A 20,766-nucleotide genomic window follows, 5' to 3' on the forward strand; every position below is an offset into this window, starting at 1 on the left:
GGTGCCTGGCCCTCGGCAGGGGTGCTCGTCATGACCGCTGGGGGACCACCGTCAGGGTCGGCGTGCGCGGGCTTCGCAGGCTCACGGACGCCTTCCGCCGTGCCGAGTCGAGGACCGCCTCCGCCACCTCCACCGTCCTCAGCCCCTGATCGAGCGTGACGATGTCCGTGGCCTTCCCGTCCACGGCATCACGGAACAGCTCGTGCTCGACGAGGAGCGGCTCACGCTTGGGGATGGCGTAGCGGACCATGTCGCCCTCGGCCACGCCGCGGAAGGCGCGCAGGGCCTCCCACTCGGTGGCCACCGCTCCGTTGGCGTGGAAGGTCAGGTCTGCCGTGAGAGTGTCGGCGACGAGGCAGCCACGCTCGCCGGTCACCGCGGTGTAGCGCTCCTTGTGGGGGCTGAGCCAGTTGACGAGGTGGCTGACCAGGGTGCCGTCGCTGAGGTCGCCGACCACGGAGACCATGTCCTCGTGGAGTCGGCCGCTCTTGGACACCGTGCGCGCGGAGAGCGAGACGTAGTCGTGGCCGGTGACCCAACTGGTGAGGTCGATGTCGTGGGTGGCCAGGTCCTTGACGACCCCGACGTCGGCGATGCGGTGCGGGAAGGGTCCCTGGCGGCGCGTGACCACTTGGAAGACGTCCCCGAGTTCTCCCGCCTCGAGTCGGGAACGCAGGCTCTGCAGTGCCGGGTTGAACCGCTCGATGTGTCCGACACCGGCAACCAATCCCGCTCTGTCGAAGGCGTCGACCAGTCGTTGTGCGGCCGTCGCCGAGTGGGCGAGCGGCTTCTCGATCAGCGCGGGCACGCCGTTGTCGGCCAAGGCCAGGCCGACGTCCTCGTGCAACGCCGTGGGACAGGCGACCACCGCGTAGTCGAGTCCACGCGCGAGCAGCTCGTGCAGGGTGGCGACGACAAGGGTGTTCCGGCCGGCACCCGTGGTATCGCCCGCCGGGTCCATGACGCCCACCAGCTCGACGCCGTCAAGCGACGACAACACCCGGGCATGGTTGCGTCCCATGGCTCCAAGGCCGATGAGCCCGGCCCGCAGGGTGCGCCGGCTCACCCGACTCTTCCGGCGTCGCTCACGGCCTGTGCGATCCGCTCCAACTCGGCCTGCCGCAGGGTCGGGTGAACCGGGAGGGAAAGAACCTCCGCGGCTGCCCGATCGGTCTCGGGCAGGGGCGGGCTGCCCTGGTCCTGATAGGGCCTGAGTCGGTGGATCGGGGTCGGGTAGTACACCGTGCTGCCGATGCCCTGTCGCGCCAGGTCCCGCTGCACGGAATCCCGGAGACCGCCCGGGATGCGGACCGTGTACTGGTGGTAGACGTGCCGCGCACCGTCGGCCTCATGCGGAATGGACAGCGCCTCGATGCGGGAGTCGAGTACCTTGGCATTGGATCTCCGCCGCTCCGTCCAGGCTGGTAGCTGCTTCAGCTGCTCACGGCCGATGGCCGCCGCGACGTCGGTCATCCGCATGTTGGCCCCGACGATCTCGTTCTCGTAGCGCTGCTCCATGCCTTGGTTCCGCAAGAGCCGAAGGGTGCGGGCGAGGTGCGGATCGGCGGTCGAAATGATGCCGCCCTCGAGAGCGTGCATGTTTTTCGTGGGATAGAAGCTGAAGCATCCCGCCTCACCGAAGGTGCCGACGGGGCGTCCGTGCAGCGTGGCTCCGTGCGCCTGACAGGCGTCCTCCAGTACGGCGAGCCCATGGCGTTCGGCAAGTTGCATCAGCTGGTCCATGGGCGCGGGGTGCCCATACAGATGCACCGGCATGAGGGCGGCGGTGCGCGGACCGATCATCGCTGATGCGGCGAGCGGGTCGAGGCAGTAGGTGCTGGACGTGATGTCGGCGAAGACTGGATCGGCGCCTACCAGGCGTACTGCGTTGGCGGTCGCCGCGAACGAGAACGAGGGCACCACGACCTCGTCTCCCGGTCCGATGCCCAGAGCCATGAGGCTCAGCTGCAGGGCGGAGGTTCCCGAGTTGACCGCTACGCAGGCGCGGCCGGCGACCAATTCGGAGAACGCGTCTTCAAACGCGGCCACTTCCGGGCCCTGGACGACACGGCCACTGCGCAGAACGCGTACGGCCGCAGCGATCTCGGCTTCTCCGATCACGGGTCTGGCCGCCGGGATCGATGGAAGGGAGCGGGTCACTGGACTTCTCCGTTCGGGGGGCGAAAGAGAGTCGACCCACGTTCAACTTCTGCTCGCCCCGTCCGGTTTTCCTGCGCGTCGCGTATCCACCCTTATGGACGATCGCGACAGGACCAGCTCCACCGCCCGAAGCGAAACGCCGACATCGATGACGCATCGCTCACAGCCGGACCAGTCCGCTCACCTCCCTGTCGATCTCCAGGGCACATTCGTACAGCTCCTCACGAGGCCCGCCCCAGGGGTCCGAGATGTCGTCCTCGGCCTGCGGGACCGGGGCCGCGGTACCGCGACGGGTGGCAGCCGCTGCCACCACGGCCTCGAATCCGCCCCCGCCCTCCCCCGCGGCTCCCCCATTCGCGAGCCGCACGAACTCCTTCAGGGTGAAGCAGCGCCGCATCGACGCCGGCGCGAGGCGGACGGCCGCCTCGCGGTGCTCGCGCGCGAGTCCGAGGACCAGTGGGGCACCCGCCATGAGCTGTGCGGTGAGCGGGCGGGAGATGAATCCGGAGCCGTCGCCGCCCAGCTGTTCCAGGACCGCCCGGGTGGTGTCCTCCATGCGGGGACGGTGACACGCCTCCGTACCGGCGCTCTCCGGCCGCAGGGCCGAGCCTGGCGGCAGCCTCGCCGCCAGAAGGCGCTCGGCGAGCACGGAGCGGTACACGTTGCCCGTGCAGACGAACAGGATCCGGGTCATGTCCCGTCCGTGGTACGCGTCACCGCCGAGGCGGCCGCCCCCTCCGGCGTGGCCGACGTACGCGGAGCGGGCAGCTCGCCGTACTGCCCGTAGGCGCCGTAACGGCCGTAACGGCCGCCCTTGGGAACCGGAGCCATGCTGAACACGGTGCCGAGCACGCGCGCGCCCACGCGCTCCAGCGATTCCTTGGCGGTGCGCACCTGGTCCCGGTTGGTCTTCCCGGCCCGTACGACGAGCAGCGCGCCCTGGGTGAGAGAGGCGAGCCCCGCGGTGTCGGCGACCGGCAGCAGCGGCGCCGTGTCGATGATCACGACGTCGTACATGTCCGCGAGCTCGCGCAGCACCTCTTCCATACGCGCCGAGGCGAGCAGTTCCGCGGGGTTCGGCGGCACAGCGCCGCTGGCGAGCACCGAGAGCCCGCCGGCGACCTGCTGCATCACATCCTCGACACGGGCTTGTCCGATGAGCACCGTGGTCAGACCCCCGTCCTGGACGAGGCCGAAAGCCGGTGCCACGCACGGTCGGCGGAGGTCGGCGTCCACAAGGCAGGTGGAGACGTCGGCCTCGGCGAGGGACCGGGCGAGGTTCATCGCGATGTTCGTCTTGCCCTCACCGGGCACCGAGCTCGTCACCAGGATGATCCGCGGCGGATCGTCGACCTGTGAGAACTGCAGGTTGGTCCGTAGCTTGCGGAACGCCTCGGCACGCCCGGAGTGCCCGTCGGTACTGATCAGCGGCTGCCTCGGGGCGTTCTTGTCGTACGGGATGGTAGCGAGGCCGGGCATAGCGGTGAATGCGCCCAGTGCCTCGCTCGTCTTGAACGTGGTGTCGAGCGTCTCACGGAGGGCGACCAGCCCGGCGGCGAGCAGCAGGCCGCCCACCACACCCGCGGCCAGGTTGAGCAACGGGCGGGGCTCTGTGGGAGAGGTCGGGGCGACGGCTGCCTCGGTGACGCCCATGGAGACCGGGGAGACCGGTCGTACGGGCGCGTCGTCCTCGGACCCCTTGCCCGTCTTGGATGTCGAGGAGACCAGCCCCTTGGGGGTCTCCAACTGCTCGACGACCGAACTGAACCGCTTTGCCACGGCGTTGGCGATGCGCGCCGCGCGCCGGGGGGCGGTGTCCCGGACGGTGATGTCGATGAGCACGGTCTTGAGGGGAACGCCGGCGGTGATCCGGGACGCCAGCTCCTCCGGAGTGGTGTGCAGCCGCAGCTGTTTCACCACCGGAGCGGTGACCTGACGGGTCCTCACAATTTCGGCGTACGACTGCACGCGCGCCTGCGAGAACGTCTGCCCCTGGTTCAGATCGATGGTGTTCTCACCGGCGCGGGTGGCGACGAAGAGCTGCGTCCTCGCCTCGTAGACGGGGGTGCTCGCGCTTGTCACGGCGAGCGCCGTCCCGACCGCGAGAACCAGACAGACCACGACCGTCGGCCATCGTCTGGCAAGAGCCTTCAGGAATCCTTGGAGATCCAAGCTGCACCCCTCACGGGACTGAGGGAACCACCCGAATCGGGGCTTTCTGTTCCCTATGGACGATGTCGACCATAGGGACTCGGACTCTTCGAAAGAGGGAGCCACCCCCCTGTGTCACCCCCTCGAACGACGCGTGCGACGCGCGCCGCGTGAGCCGGGACTGGGCCAATCCGGTGACTTCTCGCGCCATCAGACTAACGAGTGTCGTTATGTTCTCTTTGCGCCATGTATCCAGGTCTTGGTGTCCACACCGAATGACGGCCGCCGCAGGACCAGGCCCGGACCCAAGTCGAGGAGATTGAAGAAGATGACAGCAACGCGCAGATGGCGGGCCGCTCTGGTGTCGGCGGCATCGACCGCCATTCTCATCGGGGCGCCGCTGATCGGGGCGCAGGCCGCCTCGGCGCAGCCGTACCCGCCGCCGCCCCCGCCGCTTTCCGTCAGTACCACGACGGTGACAGCCGGGGATTCCTTGGACTTCAGCACCGTCGCCGGGGTGTTCGCCCCGAGGTCGGGCGTCACGGCGCTGCTGGAATCCACGCCGGTCGTGCTCGGCCACTTCCGGGCCCGGGCCGACGGATCGGTTTCGGGGACCGTGACCATCCCGGCGAACACCATCACCGGCTGGCACGTGTTCCGGCTCACCTCGAAGCACCCCGACCCGAGTGTCGGCGTCAGCATCTACGTGCAGGGCAGTGTGAGGCCCACCCCGCCCCCCAAGCCGCCCCACCACCCGGGCAAGCCCGGGCACCACGGCGCGCCGGGACACGGTGGCCACAACGGAGGTGGCGTCGGACGCAGCGACTCCCACGAACTCGCCGCAGCCGTCGACCCGGTGAGCTACCCGGACGTGAACCGGAACGCCGAGAAGCTCGCGGCGACGGGCAGTGACAAGGCCCTGGTGATCGGCGGCACCGCGACCGCTCTCCTCATGGCCGGTGGTGGCACGATGCTGGCCGTGCGCCGTCGTCGCAGCTCCTGACGGATCAGGGCGTGCCCACAGCAGGACCACGGCGTCCCGGCCCCGGCCGGGACGCCGTCCGCCTGCCCGGAACCAGCCGTCCCGGCCCCGGCCGGGACGCCGTCCGCCTGCCCGGAACCAGCCGTTCCGGGCAGGCGGACGGCGCGCCGTCGCCCGGTTGCCGGAATGCGCCCTGCCGGACATGGCGGTGCTCCTGTCCACCGCTCCCTCTGAACCGGAGCCACCACGCTGCTCACCCGATCCGAGCCGGTCGCGGCCCGGGGGCGTCGCAGCAGTGTCCGACGTTCCGGCCTGCCGAAGCCACACTCACCGACGGCAGGCCGGCCCCCACCAGGTCGAACACGAGGACTGGTCCCGGGGCGTGGGGGAGGGTTTCGAGGACCTTCGCGCGCAGGCTTCGGCGCGGGGACCACCCCGATGGGCCGGCCTCGCCTCGGGCCTCCTGCGTGCCGGCGAAGTCGCCCCGGCTCCACCCTGAACGGCATCGCGGCCGTCCTCGGAACGGACCAGTTCCTCCTCAAGGGCAGGATCTGGCCCAAGGTGTTCCACGCCGCCCTGGTTCCGGCAGCGGGTACCCCTCGCGGCCCCTGGGCATCATCGGGGCCTGATCACATCGTCCCCGCACGGGCCACATCCCTGTACAGCCGCTCGAGTTCGGCGACCTTCAGGGAACCACGCTCGGTCTGGCCGATCAGCTGGTTGTTGGCAAGGCGATCGGCGGCATCCAGCGGCCCCGTACCTGAGAGGGCATTAGCCAACGTACTGACCAGCGGATCGGGAAGCAGGTCCGCCAGCAGGCCGTCCGCCAGCAGTTCCCGGTAGGGCGCGATGTCGGAGAGCAGCAGCCGGCACCCGGCAGCCGCGGCCTCGAGCACCGAAGAGCTTCGCTGGTCGGACCGGGGGACCGAAATCGCCACATCGCTCGCGCGCATCAGGCCGAACATCTCGGCCTGGCCGAGTGGCTGATCGACGAGGGCGACCCGGCCGGACAGGTCCTGTGCCCGGGCGCGCAACAGCCCGAGATACTCCTGCTGCGCCTGTCTGGCGGCCGCGTGAACCGGCTGGTGACCCGCCACCAGCAGGAGGAACAGGTCCGGCCGGACCCGCGCGGCGCGGGAGAAGGCCGCGAGGATCTCGTGTGTCCGGTAGACCTCCGACGTGCTGCGGACCGACAGCGCGACCGTGGCTTCGGCCGGAATGCCGTACTTCGCGCGTGTCAACCGGGGATCGGCGTCGTGTCCGGCATCCAGCAGCACGTCCGGTACCCCCCAGGACAGGACCGTGATCCGTGAGCGGAGGACCCGGTACCGGCTCGCGACCAGCTCAGCCACCTCCCGGGAGGTCGGTACCACGCGCGCGGCCCGCCGCAGCGCCAGCCGGGCGACCAGCGCCCGGCCGGGATGCCGGTCCGCCGCGCGCAGTTCGGAACCCCACGGCGTGACAAGGAGCGGCACTGCCGGGCGGGCCGGCAGCAGAAGGGAGAGCGCCCCGTGGGCACCGAGCGAATGCACGTGGATGACATCCGGCCGCGCCCCGCGCACCTCGCGGCGCAGCCAGTGCCCCGCGCGCAGCACCCGTAACGGCCGGCGCCCTCCGGCGGGGGCGGATGCGGCTCGCCAGCCATCGGGAGACAGGCACGGCTCATGCCAGCTGCAGACCGTCACCTGATGGCCCCGCACGGCCAGGTCGTCCGCCCAACGCCGGGTGTGCGCCGACGTGGCCGGCGCGAGCAGGACGACGCGCAGCGGAGCGGCCGGCGCATCGTCCATGCCCCGCCGTAGCGGGACGTGATCACGATCCCGCACGGTGCTCCCTGAGTACGAAACGGCCCTTGCCCGCCGCTGCTCGCAGCCGCCTGGTCGGGCTCCTCGTGTAGCGGTCCCACGCGGCGCCCACCGCCAGCCATCGCGGGTCGGCGAGCGCGCGTCCGGCCGCGGTCAGCAAAGCGGTGTGCAGGCAGTGGTAGGCGAAACTGGCGGGCGCGTGGTGCCGCAGGTCGTATCTGGTCCAGTACCCCAGGTCGAACTCGGGCAGCGAGTCGCGCAGCCGGTCCGCCACGCGCTCGTGGACAGACCCGCCCTGATGCCCACTCAGCTCGCGGAGACCGAAGAGGGCGAAGACCGCACCGTTGAGAATGTGACTGACCGGGTCCGACGGGCACTCCTCGGGAAAGGGGCGCCCCAGTTGGTCGTAGTGCGAACAGCCGCCGGCCTCCAGCGGCCGAAGCATCAGTTCCACCGCACCCTCGCTCGCATCGAGAAAGGACCGCTCGCCGGTCGTGGCGTATGCACGCAGCATCACGGACACCGCCAGGCCCTGAGCCATGGCGGAGTACCACCCCGGGCGTACGCCGTACCGCGGCACCGGTACCGGATAGCGCCAGCCGCCATTGCTGTCCTGGCCGGCACGCAGCCATCCGGCCTGGGTCAGCAGAGCCTGGATGCCCGGCGGCCGTTCGTCCGCAGTGGCCGGGGACCATCCGGCGGCGAGCGCGCGGGTGTGCTGGGCGAGCGCATACAGGCTGACCGAGACCGGGTTCCGGTACGTTGCGCCGGTCACGGCACGCGTCACCACGACGTGCTCGTGGTCGAGCATGCTCCCGGCGGTCATCGGCCGCAGGTCGAGCGGGTATCTACCCGGTTGGTCGGTCGGCGTGTCACCTGGCGGTGTCGTCACGTCGACCGGGAAGCTCGGCCGCCGCAGATCGCGTACCGCCTTCCCCGCCATGCCGACAAGGGTTGCTGTGGGCCACGTCCTGTCCTTCACGCCTTCCTCCAGCGGAGCGGCCGGCGTCGCCCCCGCGCGGCCAGCGCCTGGTGGTACAGCTCGTCCACCTGGCTCACTGTCCCGGCGATGTCGAACTGCCGGAGCGCGAGTTCGCGGCCGCGGCCGGCCATGCGGAGACGTGCTGCGGGATCGGCGACCAGTGCGTTCACGGCCTGTGCCAGTGCTGCCGCGTCGGCGGGTGGGACCAACAGGCCGGTACGGCCGTGCTGGACGGTGTCCGGCAGGCCACCGACCTCAGTCGCCACCACGCCCTTACGCATGAGCAGCGCCTCCACCACGGTGTAGCAGGCGGACTCGTCCATGGAGGGGTTCACCAGTACGTCCAGCCCGGCCATGACCGAGCTGATGTCGGACCGGAAGCCGGTGAACCGGATCCGGTCGGCGACGCCGAGCCGGGCGGCGCGGCGTTCCAGCTCTCTCCGGTACTCTCCGTCGCCGACCAGCTCGTCGCCGATCACGAAGAACCTGGCGTCGGAGTTCTGCCGCAGAATCAGCGGGACGGCGTCAATGAAGACTTCATGCCCCTTGACGCCGACCTGGCGGAACTCGCGCAACTTGCTCGGATACATGTAGGCGACCATGCCGATGGCCGGCGTGTCGCCGCCGAGCCCGAACTCCCGGCGGAACGGCCCCGGCGGCGTTGCCGGATCGAACCGGTGCACGTCGCAGCCGTAGTAGCTGACCGCGACCGACCGCGCTCCCATGGCCTGGTAGCGGTGCGCGATCGCCCGGCACGACCCGAGCACGAGGTCATCCCTACGCAGCGAGAGCCATTCCAGGATCCGGAAGGGAGCCATCCGTAGATGCACCAGTCCTGGAACCTGCGACACGACCAGCGCCGGCCGATGGGCAAACGACGCCACTCGTGCGGCGAGCATCGCGATGATCAGATGCGAGTGGATGACATCCGGCTTGTACTCCCTGACGAACTTCATCAGCCGCCACTGCGCGGCCATCAGCCCGGGCAACTGCCTGATACGACGGGACAGTCCGAACCCGATGATCTCCACCCGGACGCCCCCGATCCTGCGCAGCCGGTCGGCGAGCGGGCCTTCGCGGGGCAGCACCGCGCAGACCTCGTGGCCCAACTCGGCCAGCCCCCGCACCTGATCGTGGAACCAGCTCCCACCGACGGCGGTCGAGGTGATCTGGAGGATGCGCAGCCGCCGCGGGGGCTTCCCGCTCCCGAACGTACTCATCGCGCCACCGGCGCAGGCGCCGACGCCAGTACCGGTGCTGATTCCGGCACCGGTGCTGGTGCCGGGCCCCGTGATGGGCCGACCGGAACCGGCTTCGCAGCCAGAATGATCAGCATCAGGCCGGCCAGCAGAGGAGGCACCAGCAGGACCTCACCGAACAGCGAGCAGACCCCGGCACCGACCATGGCCAGCAGCGCCGCCTCACCCGCAGGATCACCGGCGCGGATCGCACTCCGGGCCCGGCGGGCGCCGAGCACGGCAAGTGCGCCGACCCCGAGCGCGCCCACAAGCCCCGTCTGCGAGAGCACGGTCAGGTAGGTGTTGTGCGCGAATTCCAGGAGCGGGAACTGTAGGAACATGACCTCGTAATCACCGGTGGCTTGGTAATAGGTGGGCAACTGGGCGGCGAAGTTCAGGTATCCGACGCCGAAAGCCGGGTGCGCCTCGAACATCCGCAGGGCGCTGCTCCACAGATCGAGCCGTACAGCAGAGTTGGCGTCCGGAGCGCCGCCGAGGATCGAGTCGAACCGGGCCGCGATCGCCGCGGGCAGCAGCGGCAGCATGCAGGCCGCGCCGGCACCCAGGGCCAGGGCGCCGCGCAGTGATCTGCGGGCGGCATAGAGCGCGATCATCGCGATGCCCGCCAGATAGGCCGCGCGGCTCAGCGAGTACGCAACTCCCAGGGCGAGCACGACGACCGCGGCGGCGGTTGCCAGTCGCGCCAGGCGCCCCCGGACGGCCGGGCAGCGTCTGAGCAGGACTGCGGCCGCCATGACGAACAGGGCCCCCACGGCGTTGTGGTTGGCTGTGCCCTCTTGGGTGATGGCCAGAACAGCAGTGTCGGCAGGGGTGAGGTCCGCCTTCATGGCGAAGATGGACCCGGCTTGGGCGATTTCGATCACGGCCAGAATCACACTGCCGCAGCAGAACACGGTGAGCGCCCGGTCAAGAGCGGGTCCCGGTGGGGCGATCAGTGGTACGAGCAACAGCGGCGCGCACGTCAGCAGCAGGTACTGCCAGTTTCCGGTTCCCTGCAGCCCGGTGTCGCCGACCACGGCGCTGGCGGCCGCCATATAACCGACCGTGCCGGCGGTGATCAGGGCGCCGATCAGCTTCGGCCATGCGATCCCCGTGCCGGCGACGACGCGACCCAGCAGGCAGACGAGCATCAGGGCGACCAGCCGTCTCGGGCTGATCAGCGATGTCCCGACGTCCGACTGCGAGAGCGGGATCGCGGCTGCGAGCACATACAGACCCGCGTCCGGGATCAGTAGGCAGGCCACGGCGACGACCGCAAGCCCGACGGCGGCGCCGACCAAGCTGACGGCGGGGCCGTACGCCATCGCGAGGTAGCCGACACCTGCCGCGATCACAAACCCCGCCGCGACCAGGTGGGCTCGCCTGAACATCATGGACCTCACATACCTCGGATACACGGCCTGCCGGCGGTCGCCGCCCCACTTGGCCACCAGTCGACCGACCGGTCGGCGCGCGGGGGCGGGCTGCCCGCGCTCGGTAGCAGGCCGAGCCAGAGGGTGCTGCCCGGCCCGGACGCCCCACAGCACACCCCGGCCGATCAGCACCGCGAACACCAGGTATCCGGCCGAGTCGGCCACGCCGGCACCGACTGCCGCATGGTGGGGGGTCAGGACTCCGAGCAAAGCGACGTTGACCATCCCACCGATCACGGTGGCCGCGATCACCGGCCGAAGCAGGTCGGTGGCCGCCAGATAGGCCTGGAGCGAGCGGCCCGTGCTGAACAGCACAAGACCCGGGAGCATCGCCCAGATCACCTGCACGGCACCGGAGTACGGCCGCCCGTAGACCGCCGGGATCAGGACGGGGGCAGCTGCCGCCACCACGGCGGCCGACACGGCGGCGGCAGCGAACACGGTCCGGGCAATCCTGACCGCCGCCCGCGCGTCGACGGCACCCGACGTGACCGCGGGAAACATCACCAGCGCGACCGCCGTCGGAAGCAGGAACATCGCCTCGGCCACGGGCAGTGCCACGGCGTACATGGCCACGGCCGTCGCCCCGGCCAGCAACTGGATCACCGGCACATCGAGACGCAGCATTCCGTAGTGGATGAGATTCGGGAGATAGGCCCTGAGGGCGAAGCTGCCGAAGGTCCGGGCGGACACCCGTTCACCATCGTCGTGGACCCGGGCCCTGGTCGCGATCAGCAGCACCCCGGCGCAGAGCAGTTGCCCGGCCAGCGCGGACAGAAAGCAACTAGTGGGGGTCAGTGATCTTGCGGCGAACAGGCCGCAGACTCCGACGAGGTGGCAGACCGCGGGGACGGTGCTCGCGAGGTTGTACGTCCTGACCCGGCCGCGGCCGATCTCGGCCGTGCCGAGCAGCGTGGTCAGCAGGGTCACCGGGCACATGGTGGCCGCGACCAGAGCAAGCCGGAACGGCACACCGAGCAGCACGACCGGCAAGAGATGACCGAGCAGCAGCCACAGCCCCGCCAGTGCCGAACCGGGAACCAGGGAGAACGCCACGCTCCACCGGACGATCTGACGGTATGCGGTGTGCGAGGTTCCGGCGAACCGGGCGTTGGCGTTGTCCATGCCCAGGACCGTGACGATGCTCAGCACAGTGGGGACCGAGATCATGACCGCGAACGTGGCCCGGCCGTGCACCCCCAGGTCCCGCGCCGCGATGACGCCCGCCGCGAAGCTCATCGCCGTGGCGAGCAGTCGCGCGGTCAGTGTGCCTCCGATGGCGGCCGGGCTTACTCCCGGCAGTCGGACGCGGAGACCTTTCATGATCGACTGCACCACGAAAACGGCCTCCGGAGTCGCGAAACGGGATCGGTACCGCAGGGACGGCGGATGTCGTCACCGCCTCGGCACGCGCACAATGTAGCGGCATGAGTAACTCAAAGTGGCGAGTTGGGCACGCAGAGTAGTAGCGTTTCTCGGCGTCGAGCCGGTCACCGCTGGCGCATGCAGACGCCGGACAGGGCTGTTCCGGCGTGAAAGACCCGGCCGGACAGGGGAACGCCGTTGTGAAAGTGTTCAGTGCGGACCACCCGCTGGCCCAGTCCTTCTTCGACGAGCTCGGCATCCCGCGTCCGGACGTACCGGAGAGTGATCGCCGAGCCGGGCGGGGCCGACGGACTGATCACCGACTCCGGCGACCTGCAGAAGGAGGGGCCGGCGCTCGGTGCCCCGCGCGGCACCCTGTGCGCCGAGACGGAATGGCCGGAGACGCCGCAAGACGGCTGGACGTGCTGGTGCCCGACCCCCGGGAACTGCCGGCGGCCGCGGCCAGGCCGCGGTCGGCCGGCGAACCGCCCACACCCTTCGGTGACGGTGGGACCGCCGTCCGGATCATCGACGTACTGGCGTCATGGGCCACGACGAGCCTGTTGCCCAACACGCCGTCGACCACGGCAGGGCGGCTTCGGCGGAGGTGAGGACATGAGGATCTGGATCTTCAACCACTACGCGGCGCCGCCTGACTGCGCCGCCGGCACCCGGCATTACGAGCTGGGACGGGTGCTGGCGGCGAAGGGGCACGAGGTCACCGTCTTCGCCAGCAGCTTCAGCCATTTCAGCAGGCGCGAGGAGCGGCTCGCGCCCGGCGAGAAGGTGGCCAGCCGGACCATCGACGGCGTCCGCTTCGTCTGGGTCCGCACGCCGCCGTACACCGGCAACGGACACCGCCGCGTGTTGAACATGGCCCACTACACGGCCCGGGTGCTCTCGGTGCAGCTCGGCCTGAACCGGCCGGACGTGATCGTCGGCTCCTCAGTGCACCTGCCCGCGGTGCTCGCCGCCTGGCTGGTGGCCCGCGGCCGCCGGGCGCGCTTCGTCTTCGAGGTGCGCGATCTGTGGCCGCAGACCCTGATCGACATGGGTGCGCTGCGCGCGAACGGGCTGCCTGCCCGGCTGCTCCGGCTGGCCGAGTCCTTCTGCTGCCGGCAGGCCTCCGCGGTCATCTGCCTCCTGCCCGGGGCCACCGACTACCTACAGGCCCGCGGCGTCCCGGCCGACAAGATCCAGTATGTGCCGAACGGGATCCCCGACCTCCCGCCGCCGGGGGATCCGGGCCTGCCTGCCGGCCTGGACGGTGCGGACTCCGCGGACCAGGCCGCCGACCTGATCGACCGGATCAGGCGCTTGCGCAAGGACGGCTTTCTCACCGCCGGCTACATCGGCTCGCACGGTCCGGCCAACGGGGTGGCGACCATTGTCGCGGCCGCGGCGGAGTTGCGGACCGCCGGCCATCCGCGGGTCGCTGTGGTGCTGGTCGGCGACGGCCAGGAGAAGGCCGCGTGCCAGGAGCTCGCGCACCGGCACGGCCTGGACAACGTGCTGTTCTGGCCGCCGGTGCCGAAACGGGCCGTGCCGGCGGTGCTGGCCGAGCTGGACGTGACGCTGTTCTGCCTGCGCGATGTCGCGGTCTTCAAGTACGGCCTGAGCAGCAACAAGCTGTTCGACTACTTGGCGTCCGGCAAGCCGGTGCTGTTCGCGAGCAACGCGCCCGGCGGCCCCGTACGCGAGTCCGGCGGCGGCGTGTGCGTGCCCGCCGAATCACCGGCGGACTTGGCGGCCGGGTTGGCCGGGCTGGCCGGGATGAGCCAGTCCGAACGGAAGCGGATGGGTGAGCGCGGCCGCCGCTGGGTGTACCGGCACCACGGCATGACCGCCCTGGCGGGCGCGTTCCTCGACGCGGTCTCGGCACCGGCGCGGCGCGAGGAGCCGGTGACGGAGGTGCGGCCGTGACGCTGTACATCGTGGGTGCGGGCGGCTTCGGCAGGGAGACGCTGGACGCGGTGCGCGCGATGGCCGCGGCGCCCGAGGTGGTCTTCGTGGACGAGCACCCGGCAGCCGCTGCGGTGGAGGGCTGTCCGGTGCTCATTCCCGGGCAGTTGGCCGCGCCCGACGGACAGCGCAACGAGTTCGTCGTGGCGATCGCCGATGCCGACGCGCGCAGAAGGCTGGCCCTGGAGTTCGAGGATCGTGGCATGCGAGCGGCAACCGTGATCGACCCACGGGCGGTGGTCTCCCCCGGCGCACGGATCGGGCGCGGCTGTGTTGTGCTCGGCCAGGCGTTCATCTCCACCGGCACCGTCATCGGCGCACACGTCCAGGTCAACTACCAGGCCAGCATCGGTCACGACACGGTGCTCGATGATTTCGTGACGATCCTGCCGGGGGCCAACATCGCCGGGAACGTCACCGTCGGCACCGGGTCCACGGTGGGCAGCAACGCCGCCGTGCTGCAGGGCCGGCGGATCGGGCCGTCCGCGATGGTCGGCGCCGCGGCACTGGTGACCCGCGATGTCACATCGGGTCAGGTGGTCGTGGGCGTGCCCGCCAGGGCCCGGGAGCCCTGACCGTCCGGTTCGATCAAGGGCTCCCGGGCATCCGGCGCCGACGCGACCGGGCCCACCCCGAGCATCGTGGCCGGGACCCGGGCGCGGTTGTGGCCCCCGCGCCCAAGTCGTGCGGGGGCGCACACAATTGCGCGGTCAGCGGGCACCGACCGGCATCGGCCGGTCCATTGCGTTCGGCGCCGTGGTCGCCCGCTCTACGGCGGTGCTCACCGCGTCGGCGATCTCCGCCACCTCCGCCTCGGTCAGCCGGTGATGAACCGGAAGCGAGAGCATCGCCTGGGCGACGGCCTCGGTCACCGGCAGTTCCGCGGCGAGCCCGGTGCCGCCGTCCCGCCGGGCGAAGAGCGGCTGCCGATGAACGGGCGGGAAGTAGATCCGTGCTTCGATTCCCCGGTCCAGCAGGTCGGCGAGCACTTGGTCCCGGATGCCGGGAAGCAGGCAGGTGTAGAGCGCCCAGGTGCCCCTGGCGTCGGATACCTCATGGGGCGTGGTCAGGCCCGGCAGCCCGGTCAGCCGCCGGGTCAGCGATCGAACGATCTGCTGTTTGCGCCCGAGGATGCCGTCCAGCTTGCGCAGCTGCACCCGGCCGATCGCGGCCTGCATCTCGGTCAACCGCCAGTTGTAGCCGAGGCTTTCATGCTGGTACAGACCGGTCTGACCATGGTTGCGGAGCAGTCTCAGCCGCTCCGCGACGCCCGGGTCGTCGGTCAGCACGATGCCACCCTCACCAGTGGTGATGTTCTTGGCCGGGGTGAAGCTGAACATGGCAGACCGGCCGACGGTGCCGACCGGTCTGCCGCGGTACTGGGCGCCGGCCGCCTGTGCGGCGTCCTCCAGCAACGGCACGCCGGCCGCGGCGCACACCCGCGCCAGCCCATCGAGGTCCCCGGGCTGCCCGGCGTAGTGCACGGTCATGACGGCCCGGGTGGCCCCGGTGATGCGGGCCGCGACCGATACCGGGTCGAGGTTGAAGGTCCGGGGATCGATGTCGGCGAACACCGGGGTGGCCCCGACGTGGCACACCGATGTCGCGGTGGCGACGAAGGTCATCGACGGGACGATCACCTCGTCGCCGGGACCGATGCCCTCGGCGAGCAGCATCGCCTGCAGCGCGGCCGTGCCGGTGCAGAACGTCACACCGAACCGCGCCTGATGCCGGTCGGCGAACTCCTGCGCGAAGGCTTCGTTCTCCGCGCCGTTGGTGAGAACACCGCTGTACAGGACCCTGCGCACCGCCTCCGCCTCCTCCTCACCGAGGTCGGGACTGGCAAGCCGGATCCGGACGTTGCTGTCAGGCACCTGAGAGCATCCTTTCTGGACTGCGGGCGATCGGATCTTTGTCGTGGCTGGCGGTGGCTCCACCCCCGGCCAGGACCGTCCAGACGGTGAGGAACATGATGGCCAGGTCGAGCCGGAAGCTCTGGCGCAGGACGTACCGCAGATCCCACTCGATGCGCTCCGGCCAGCTCAGCCGCTGCCGCCCGTGCACTTGCGCCAGGCCGGTCAGGCCCGGGGTGGCCAGCAGCCGCAGCTGCTGACGATCGGTGTACCGGCGTACCTGGTAGGGCAGCGTCGGCCGGGGCCCGACCAGGCTCATCTGGCCGCGCAGCACATTGACCAGCTGGGGCAACTCGTCGAGAGACGTGCGGCGCAGTACCCGTCCGACTGCGGTCACCCGGGTGACATCGGCGTCACCCGGTGTGTCCGGTCCGTCCGGGACGTTCCGCATCGTGCGCAGTTTCAGCAGGACGAACGGGCGGCCGCCGCGGCCGACGCGCTGCTGCCGGAACAGGACGGGTCTGCCGTGCGCGAGCAGGTGCGCCAGCGCGGCGATCGCGCAGAGCAGCACGGCCGGCACGATGATCAGGGCGAGCACGACCAGGTCCAGCAGTCGCTTGCCGCGGTACGGCCTGCGGTGAGGCACCTGGTTGCTGCCGGGGCGTGCGGTGGACGCCTCCGCAATCGCCCAGCCTGCCCGGTGCCGGCCCGGTACGGGCGGGGCGGTCACCTGCTGGCCTCCGCTCTTCCGGGCTGGCCGGGCAGCACGGCCTGGTCGGCCGGCTCCTCGGGACCGGCCGCCGTGGCGAGGAGCGCCAGGGCGGCGCGTACCTCTTCGGGATCGGTGAGGTGAGCGATGCCGGTGACCTCACCGGCATCGAGTGCGGGCACCGGCACCTGTCTGACCAGCGGATGCCTCGGCCGGTGGTCACGTTCCCCGGCGCCCAGCAGGTCCTCGGTCAGCTTTTCGCCGGGCCGCAGCCCCGTGAAGACGATCTCCACGCGTCGTGACGCCGCGGCGGCCATCCGGCGGGCGAGGTCGACGATGCGGACCTGGTCTCCCATGTCGAGGACGAGGACCTCGCCGCTCTCCCCGACCGTCACGGCCTGCAGCACCAGCTGGACGGCTTCGGTGGCCGTCATGAAGTAGCGGGCGACGTGCGGATGAGTGACGGTGACGGGGCCGCCCGCGGCGATCTGCGCGGACAGCGAGCCGAGCAGCGAACCCCGGCTGCCCAGGACGTTGCCGAATCTGACCGACACCCAGGTCCCGGGAAACTCACCGGCCATGTGCGCGGTGAGCCGCTCGGTGATCCGCTTGGAGGTGCCGAGGACGCTCACCGGGTCGGCCGCCTTGTCCGTGGAGACGTTCACGAACGACCGCACACCGCAGTCCGCTGCCGCTCGCAGCACGTTCAGCGTGCCGGTCACGTTCGTCTTCAGCGCCTCGGCCGGATACCGCTCGAGCAGCGGCAGATGTTTCACGGCCGCCGTATGGAACACGATCTCGGGGCGGGCCTGCGCGAAGACATCGCGGATGCGGGAGGCATCCGTGATGTCGGCCAGCACGACCTCGTCGGAGTCGAGCAGCGCACGGCCGTGCAGCGCGAGCTGGATCGCGTGCAGAGCTGATTCGTCCCGGTCGAGCATCACCAGCGAGGCGGGATCCAGACGGTGCAACTGGCGGCACAGCTCCGAGCCGATCGAGCCACCGGCGCCCGTGACGAGGATGCGGCGTCCGGCGAATTGAGCGGCAGCCGACTTCAGGTCCAGGCGGACCGGATCGCGACCCAGCAGCTGGGTGATCCGCGGGTCGCGGACGTCGTCGATCCGCGCCGGTCCGGCGACCAGTTCCTCGATGCGCGGAATCACCTTGGCGACCAGACCGACCGACTCGGCCAGGGTGATCAGCTCGCGGATCACCTGGCCGTCCCGGCACCCGCCGGCGATCGCGATCACCATGACCGTCGCCCCGGTCTCCGCGGCGACCTCCGCCAACCGCTCCCGCCCGCCGCGCACTCGGATCCCACAGATCCGCAGCCGGCGCTTGGCCGGGTCGTCATCCAGCAGGGCGACCGGTTGGTACTGCGCGCCAGGCTGACCGATGAGCCGCTGCACCAGTTGCGCTCCGGCACTGCCCGCGCCGAACACGATCACCTTGATGGCGGTCGGCGCGGGCCGTCGAGGCCTGCGCCGGACGGTCGCCGCCGCGACCCTGACGGTGATCATGGCGAGCACGCCGACCAGAGCGGCCAGTCCGGCCACGGCCGGCCTGTCGCCCACCAGGGGCAGTCCCGCCCGGCAAATACCCAGCAGAAGGAGCCCGGTCAGCCCCGCGGAGACCAGTACCGCGCTCAGTTCCGGGCCGGTCTCCGCCTGATAGCGCCCGGAGTAGAGCCCGCACACGGCCCCGGCCAGCACCGCTGCCGCCCCCGTGACAGCGCAGACGACGACCAGATCGCCGGGTCCGACGAGCAGGTCGGAAGCGCCGCTGCTGGTCATGCCCGCGATCAGGAGGCCGCATGTCCAGGCGACCGCGTCTATGGCGGCCTGCATCGCCGGTCGGCGACACCGGGCGGCAACGCCGGACCAGCCACCCGGCCGGGCTCGGCTTCCCTGTGCGGTGTGGAGCACCGCAGGATGAACCGCTGTCAGCTTGTCTTTGCCCGCGCATTCCCCACGCAAGGTGAACCCCGATCAGCAGGACGTCAATTGCCAAAGACCTATTTCGGCACTTCGCTGACGGCATGTCCACGGACGCTGCCGCGTCCTTCTGGGTGGATCAGAATGTTTTTTGCGATCTCGCGGACTTGATTTTCCGTGGGTACGATTTCGCCGCGCTTCTGAACGACTCCCGCTGCACCCGTCTTGAGCGGGCGTGGCCCCTTGAGATTCACTCGATCGGCCCGACTACTTCACGCACGGCTGCATACGCACCTTGGTGATCTGCGGCCGTGCCAACGGCTGCGAGGGCACCACGGGGGGCCGATCCGAAGCCGGTTCCAGCAGACGAACGTCCACTTCTCGCGTCTGACCGGGCAAGAGTTCCACCTGCGTCCCGAGCACCGGGTGACCTCGCTCCTCGGTCGACGACAACAGAAGTCGCCGCCCGTCCAGCGTCGCACCGGTGAACCGCGCACCGGAACTGGCGTACAACGAAAGCCAGATGCTTGTGGATCCCGGGGGGTGTGAGTGCCGGGGATCGTCGGAACGGAGAGCGACGAGGGGAGGCAGGCCCACAGCGGGAGCACCGTTCGTCAGCCTGATCCGCACCACGCTGGAACGGGTACCGGCCTCGCAAGGACCAAGCTCGTAGGCCAGCGACCGCCCCAGGTAGTAGTCCATTTTATTGCCCGCGGAATTGTTGACCACGAGATAGGCGAACGGCCCTGTTCTCTCCGGGACGTCGCCGGCCAGCCCGGCTTTCCCGAGTGCCGACTCGGTGGAGGCATCTCTGCTCCACACACGCAGTCGGCCATCGCTGGCGTTCTGCCCCAGTGCGTGGAGGAGGGCCACCGAATCGTGCCCGTGGCGCAGCAAGGCAGCAGCGACTGACTGCGCGACCTGTACCAGGAAACGCTTTCGCTCGATATTGCTGTACGACGCGTAAAGGGTGCTCTCGGTGAGCTCGACGGTGTTCTCCGCCGTCAGCAGCTTTCCGTCCGGAAGTCGGACCGGGCCCGTGGCTTTGAGGACACGGGCGAGTCCTACAGGATCGGTTGCGATGGCCCCATCGAGACGTTGCCCCGTACGTCGCTGCCACAGGCCCACCCAGATCTGCGCCGCATACGGAAAATGAGCGGACAGATTGGAATTGGCCAGCCCCTGGGTACTCTCGGTACCGCTGTACCGACGGTCGAACGCCGGTCCGAAGTTCGCCACGGGGGTGGTGGTACGCGGCAGCGTGTCATCCGACGCGAAGTCGTGCAAAGTGATGCCACCACGGTCGACAGTCAAGACACCGAAGGCGCCTACGAGGCCACCGGTGCCCCGGGCCTCGGCATTGTTCTGGAAGGCAAGAAAGTAGGAGCGTGGCGCCGTGCCACCCAGAACAGGCATCAGCAGCCGCGTCGTCGACTCCGCCTCGGAGACCGAGTCGGAAAGGCGCGCCACCCGGTCGGACAGCCGCTGCCGTGCCAGGTCGAGGCGACTGACCAACGTCGAGCCGGGCAAGCCATTCAAAGTCGCCCGGACTCCGGCCAGTTGACGGTGCACGCCCCCCAGCAGGTCCGTGACAGCCGAAAGCCGGCGGAGGTCGACGCGCCCCTGGTACACCATCTGGCCGGACGCGAGCATCTGCTGCAGTCGCACAGCCTCCGGCAGCACCCCGGTGACCATCTCGTCGGCGGCGACACTCAGCCCCCGGGCAGAACGGAGCGGGGGTCCCATCAGTGGAAGACTCTCGGCTGCGCTCCACACCGGCGTGCTGGCCGCGCTCCGGGCGGCCGCTGTGTGTTTCCGGATGTCGCCCAGCACCTCGGCCGAGGGCTGACGATGACCGGTCATCTCCGTTTGCAGTCGGTCAGTGGCCACCTGAGCCGCGGCGAGATTGTTCTGGACCGCGCGGACCTCCCACACCAGGAACCCGGCCAACGCGACGGACAACAGACCGACAGCTCCGGCGCCCCAGAGGAAGGTTCGGTGGCGGCGCCGTAGCATCACGGCCGCGGCTGCCCGCGCCCTCGCCACAGCGCCCTTCCGGCTGCATCCCGGATCCTTTCCTGCCTCCCCTGCCTTCTCTGCCTCCCCTGCCTTCCCTGCCTTCATCGCCTACCCATGCATCGAAGGGGCCACCGGAACCAAGCACTTGGATTGGATCAGTAATGACAGTCACT

15 protein-coding genes are annotated in these 20,766 nt (G+C 70.2%); 3 read left to right on the forward strand and 12 right to left on the reverse strand.

All coding sequences use genetic code 11. The features are described 5' to 3' along the window. Positions 1 to 28 precede the first annotated feature (28 nt). The 4 genes from ACQF4J_RS21615 to ACQF4J_RS21630 form a co-directional block, all read right to left on the reverse strand. A complete protein-coding gene (locus ACQF4J_RS21615) occupies positions 29 to 1,021 on the reverse strand; it encodes a Gfo/Idh/MocA family protein (protein WP_427166536.1) in 993 nt (330 codons plus the stop codon). Between the two features lie 41 nt (positions 1,022 to 1,062). Next, on the reverse strand, positions 1,063 to 2,160 hold the full coding sequence (locus tag ACQF4J_RS21620) for a DegT/DnrJ/EryC1/StrS family aminotransferase (RefSeq protein ID WP_351573920.1): 1,098 nt from the start codon (positions 2,158 to 2,160) through the stop codon (positions 1,063 to 1,065). A 160-nt stretch (positions 2,161 to 2,320) separates the two neighbouring features. Next, positions 2,321 to 2,854, reverse strand: coding sequence for a low molecular weight phosphatase family protein (locus ACQF4J_RS21625; protein ID WP_351573917.1), 534 nt, complete (start codon positions 2,852 to 2,854; stop codon positions 2,321 to 2,323). Next, positions 2,851 to 4,332, reverse strand: coding sequence for a polysaccharide biosynthesis tyrosine autokinase (locus ACQF4J_RS21630; RefSeq protein ID WP_427166539.1), 1,482 nt, complete (start codon positions 4,330 to 4,332; stop codon positions 2,851 to 2,853). The genes ACQF4J_RS21625 and ACQF4J_RS21630 overlap by 4 nt, the downstream gene beginning before the upstream one ends. A 307-nt stretch (positions 4,333 to 4,639) precedes the next feature. Between ACQF4J_RS21630 and ACQF4J_RS21635 the strand changes: the two genes are divergently transcribed. Next, entirely contained in the window at positions 4,640 to 5,314 is a 675-nt protein-coding gene (locus ACQF4J_RS21635; protein WP_427166541.1) for a hypothetical protein, read from the forward strand. A gap of 608 nt (positions 5,315 to 5,922) precedes the next feature. Here ACQF4J_RS21635 and ACQF4J_RS21640 read toward each other — a convergent pair. The 4 genes from ACQF4J_RS21640 to ACQF4J_RS21655 all read right to left on the reverse strand — a co-directional run bounded on the left by ACQF4J_RS21640 (position 5,923) and on the right by ACQF4J_RS21655 (position 11,990). Next, entirely contained in the window at positions 5,923 to 7,083 is a 1,161-nt protein-coding gene (locus ACQF4J_RS21640) for a glycosyltransferase family 4 protein (RefSeq protein WP_427166542.1), read from the reverse strand. Positions 7,084 to 7,105: 22 nt separating this feature from the next. Beyond that, positions 7,106 to 7,924, reverse strand: coding sequence for a D-glucuronyl C5-epimerase family protein (locus tag ACQF4J_RS21645; RefSeq protein WP_351579216.1), 819 nt, complete (start codon positions 7,922 to 7,924; stop codon positions 7,106 to 7,108). A 152-nt stretch (positions 7,925 to 8,076) separates the two neighbouring features. After that, positions 8,077 to 9,300: a glycosyltransferase family 4 protein gene (locus ACQF4J_RS21650; protein WP_351579219.1), complete on the reverse strand. Its 1,224-nt coding sequence runs from the start codon at positions 9,298 to 9,300 to the stop codon at positions 8,077 to 8,079. Next, positions 9,297 to 11,990 (reverse strand): O-antigen ligase family protein, encoded by a 2,694-nt coding sequence (locus tag ACQF4J_RS21655; RefSeq protein ID WP_427166545.1) that lies wholly within the window; start codon positions 11,988 to 11,990, stop codon positions 9,297 to 9,299. Before ACQF4J_RS21655 ends, ACQF4J_RS21650 begins: the two co-directional genes overlap by 4 nt. Before the next feature lie 741 nt (positions 11,991 to 12,731). Between ACQF4J_RS21655 and ACQF4J_RS21660 the strand changes: the two genes are divergently transcribed. Further along, on the forward strand, positions 12,732 to 14,039 hold the full coding sequence (locus ACQF4J_RS21660; protein WP_351801277.1) for a glycosyltransferase family 4 protein: 1,308 nt from the start codon (positions 12,732 to 12,734) through the stop codon (positions 14,037 to 14,039). Then, positions 14,036 to 14,653 (forward strand): acetyltransferase, encoded by a 618-nt coding sequence (locus ACQF4J_RS21665; RefSeq protein WP_351801279.1) that lies wholly within the window; start codon positions 14,036 to 14,038, stop codon positions 14,651 to 14,653. Before ACQF4J_RS21660 ends, ACQF4J_RS21665 begins: the two co-directional genes overlap by 4 nt. Positions 14,654 to 14,788: 135 nt before the next feature. On the opposite strand, the gene ACQF4J_RS21670 is transcribed toward ACQF4J_RS21665, so the two are convergent. From ACQF4J_RS21670 to ACQF4J_RS21685, 4 genes are all read right to left on the reverse strand, one after another. After that, entirely contained in the window at positions 14,789 to 15,952 is a 1,164-nt protein-coding gene (locus ACQF4J_RS21670; protein WP_351801281.1) for a DegT/DnrJ/EryC1/StrS family aminotransferase, read from the reverse strand. Further along, on the reverse strand, positions 15,945 to 16,661 hold the full coding sequence (locus tag ACQF4J_RS21675; RefSeq protein WP_351801283.1) for a sugar transferase: 717 nt from the start codon (positions 16,659 to 16,661) through the stop codon (positions 15,945 to 15,947). The genes ACQF4J_RS21670 and ACQF4J_RS21675 overlap by 8 nt, the downstream gene beginning before the upstream one ends. After that, positions 16,658 to 18,433, reverse strand: coding sequence for an SDR family NAD(P)-dependent oxidoreductase (locus tag ACQF4J_RS21680; protein WP_351801285.1), 1,776 nt, complete (start codon positions 18,431 to 18,433; stop codon positions 16,658 to 16,660). Before ACQF4J_RS21680 ends, ACQF4J_RS21675 begins: the two co-directional genes overlap by 4 nt. A 408-nt stretch (positions 18,434 to 18,841) precedes the next feature. Next, a complete protein-coding gene (locus tag ACQF4J_RS21685) occupies positions 18,842 to 20,536 on the reverse strand; it encodes a DUF4012 domain-containing protein (protein WP_351579238.1) in 1,695 nt (564 codons plus the stop codon). Positions 20,537 to 20,766 lie beyond the last annotated feature (230 nt).

This window comes from Streptomyces sp. C1-1 (genome assembly GCF_050214755.1).
Taxonomy (GTDB): Bacteria; Actinomycetota; Actinomycetes; order Streptomycetales; family Streptomycetaceae; genus Streptomyces.

Coding starts and splice junctions, on each gene's coding strand:
- ACQF4J_RS21650 (WP_351579219.1), bottom strand. CDS start 9,300: ATGAGTACGTTCGGGAGCGGGAAGCCCCCGCGGCGGCTGCGCATCCTC.
- ACQF4J_RS21625 (WP_351573917.1), bottom strand. CDS start 2,854: ATGACCCGGATCCTGTTCGTCTGCACGGGCAACGTGTACCGCTCCGTG.
- ACQF4J_RS21640 (WP_427166542.1), bottom strand. CDS start 7,083: ATGGACGATGCGCCGGCCGCTCCGCTGCGCGTCGTCCTGCTCGCGCCG.
- ACQF4J_RS21645 (WP_351579216.1), bottom strand. CDS start 7,924: ATGACCGCCGGGAGCATGCTCGACCACGAGCACGTCGTGGTGACGCGT.
- ACQF4J_RS21635 (WP_427166541.1), top strand. CDS start 4,640: ATGACAGCAACGCGCAGATGGCGGGCCGCTCTGGTGTCGGCGGCATCG.
- ACQF4J_RS21655 (WP_427166545.1), bottom strand. CDS start 11,990: ATGAGCTTCGCGGCGGGCGTCATCGCGGCGCGGGACCTGGGGGTGCAC.
- ACQF4J_RS21615 (WP_427166536.1), bottom strand. CDS start 1,021: ATGGGACGCAACCATGCCCGGGTGTTGTCGTCGCTTGACGGCGTCGAG.
- ACQF4J_RS21660 (WP_351801277.1), top strand. CDS start 12,732: ATGAGGATCTGGATCTTCAACCACTACGCGGCGCCGCCTGACTGCGCC.
- ACQF4J_RS21680 (WP_351801285.1), bottom strand. CDS start 18,433: ATGACCAGCAGCGGCGCTTCCGACCTGCTCGTCGGACCCGGCGATCTG.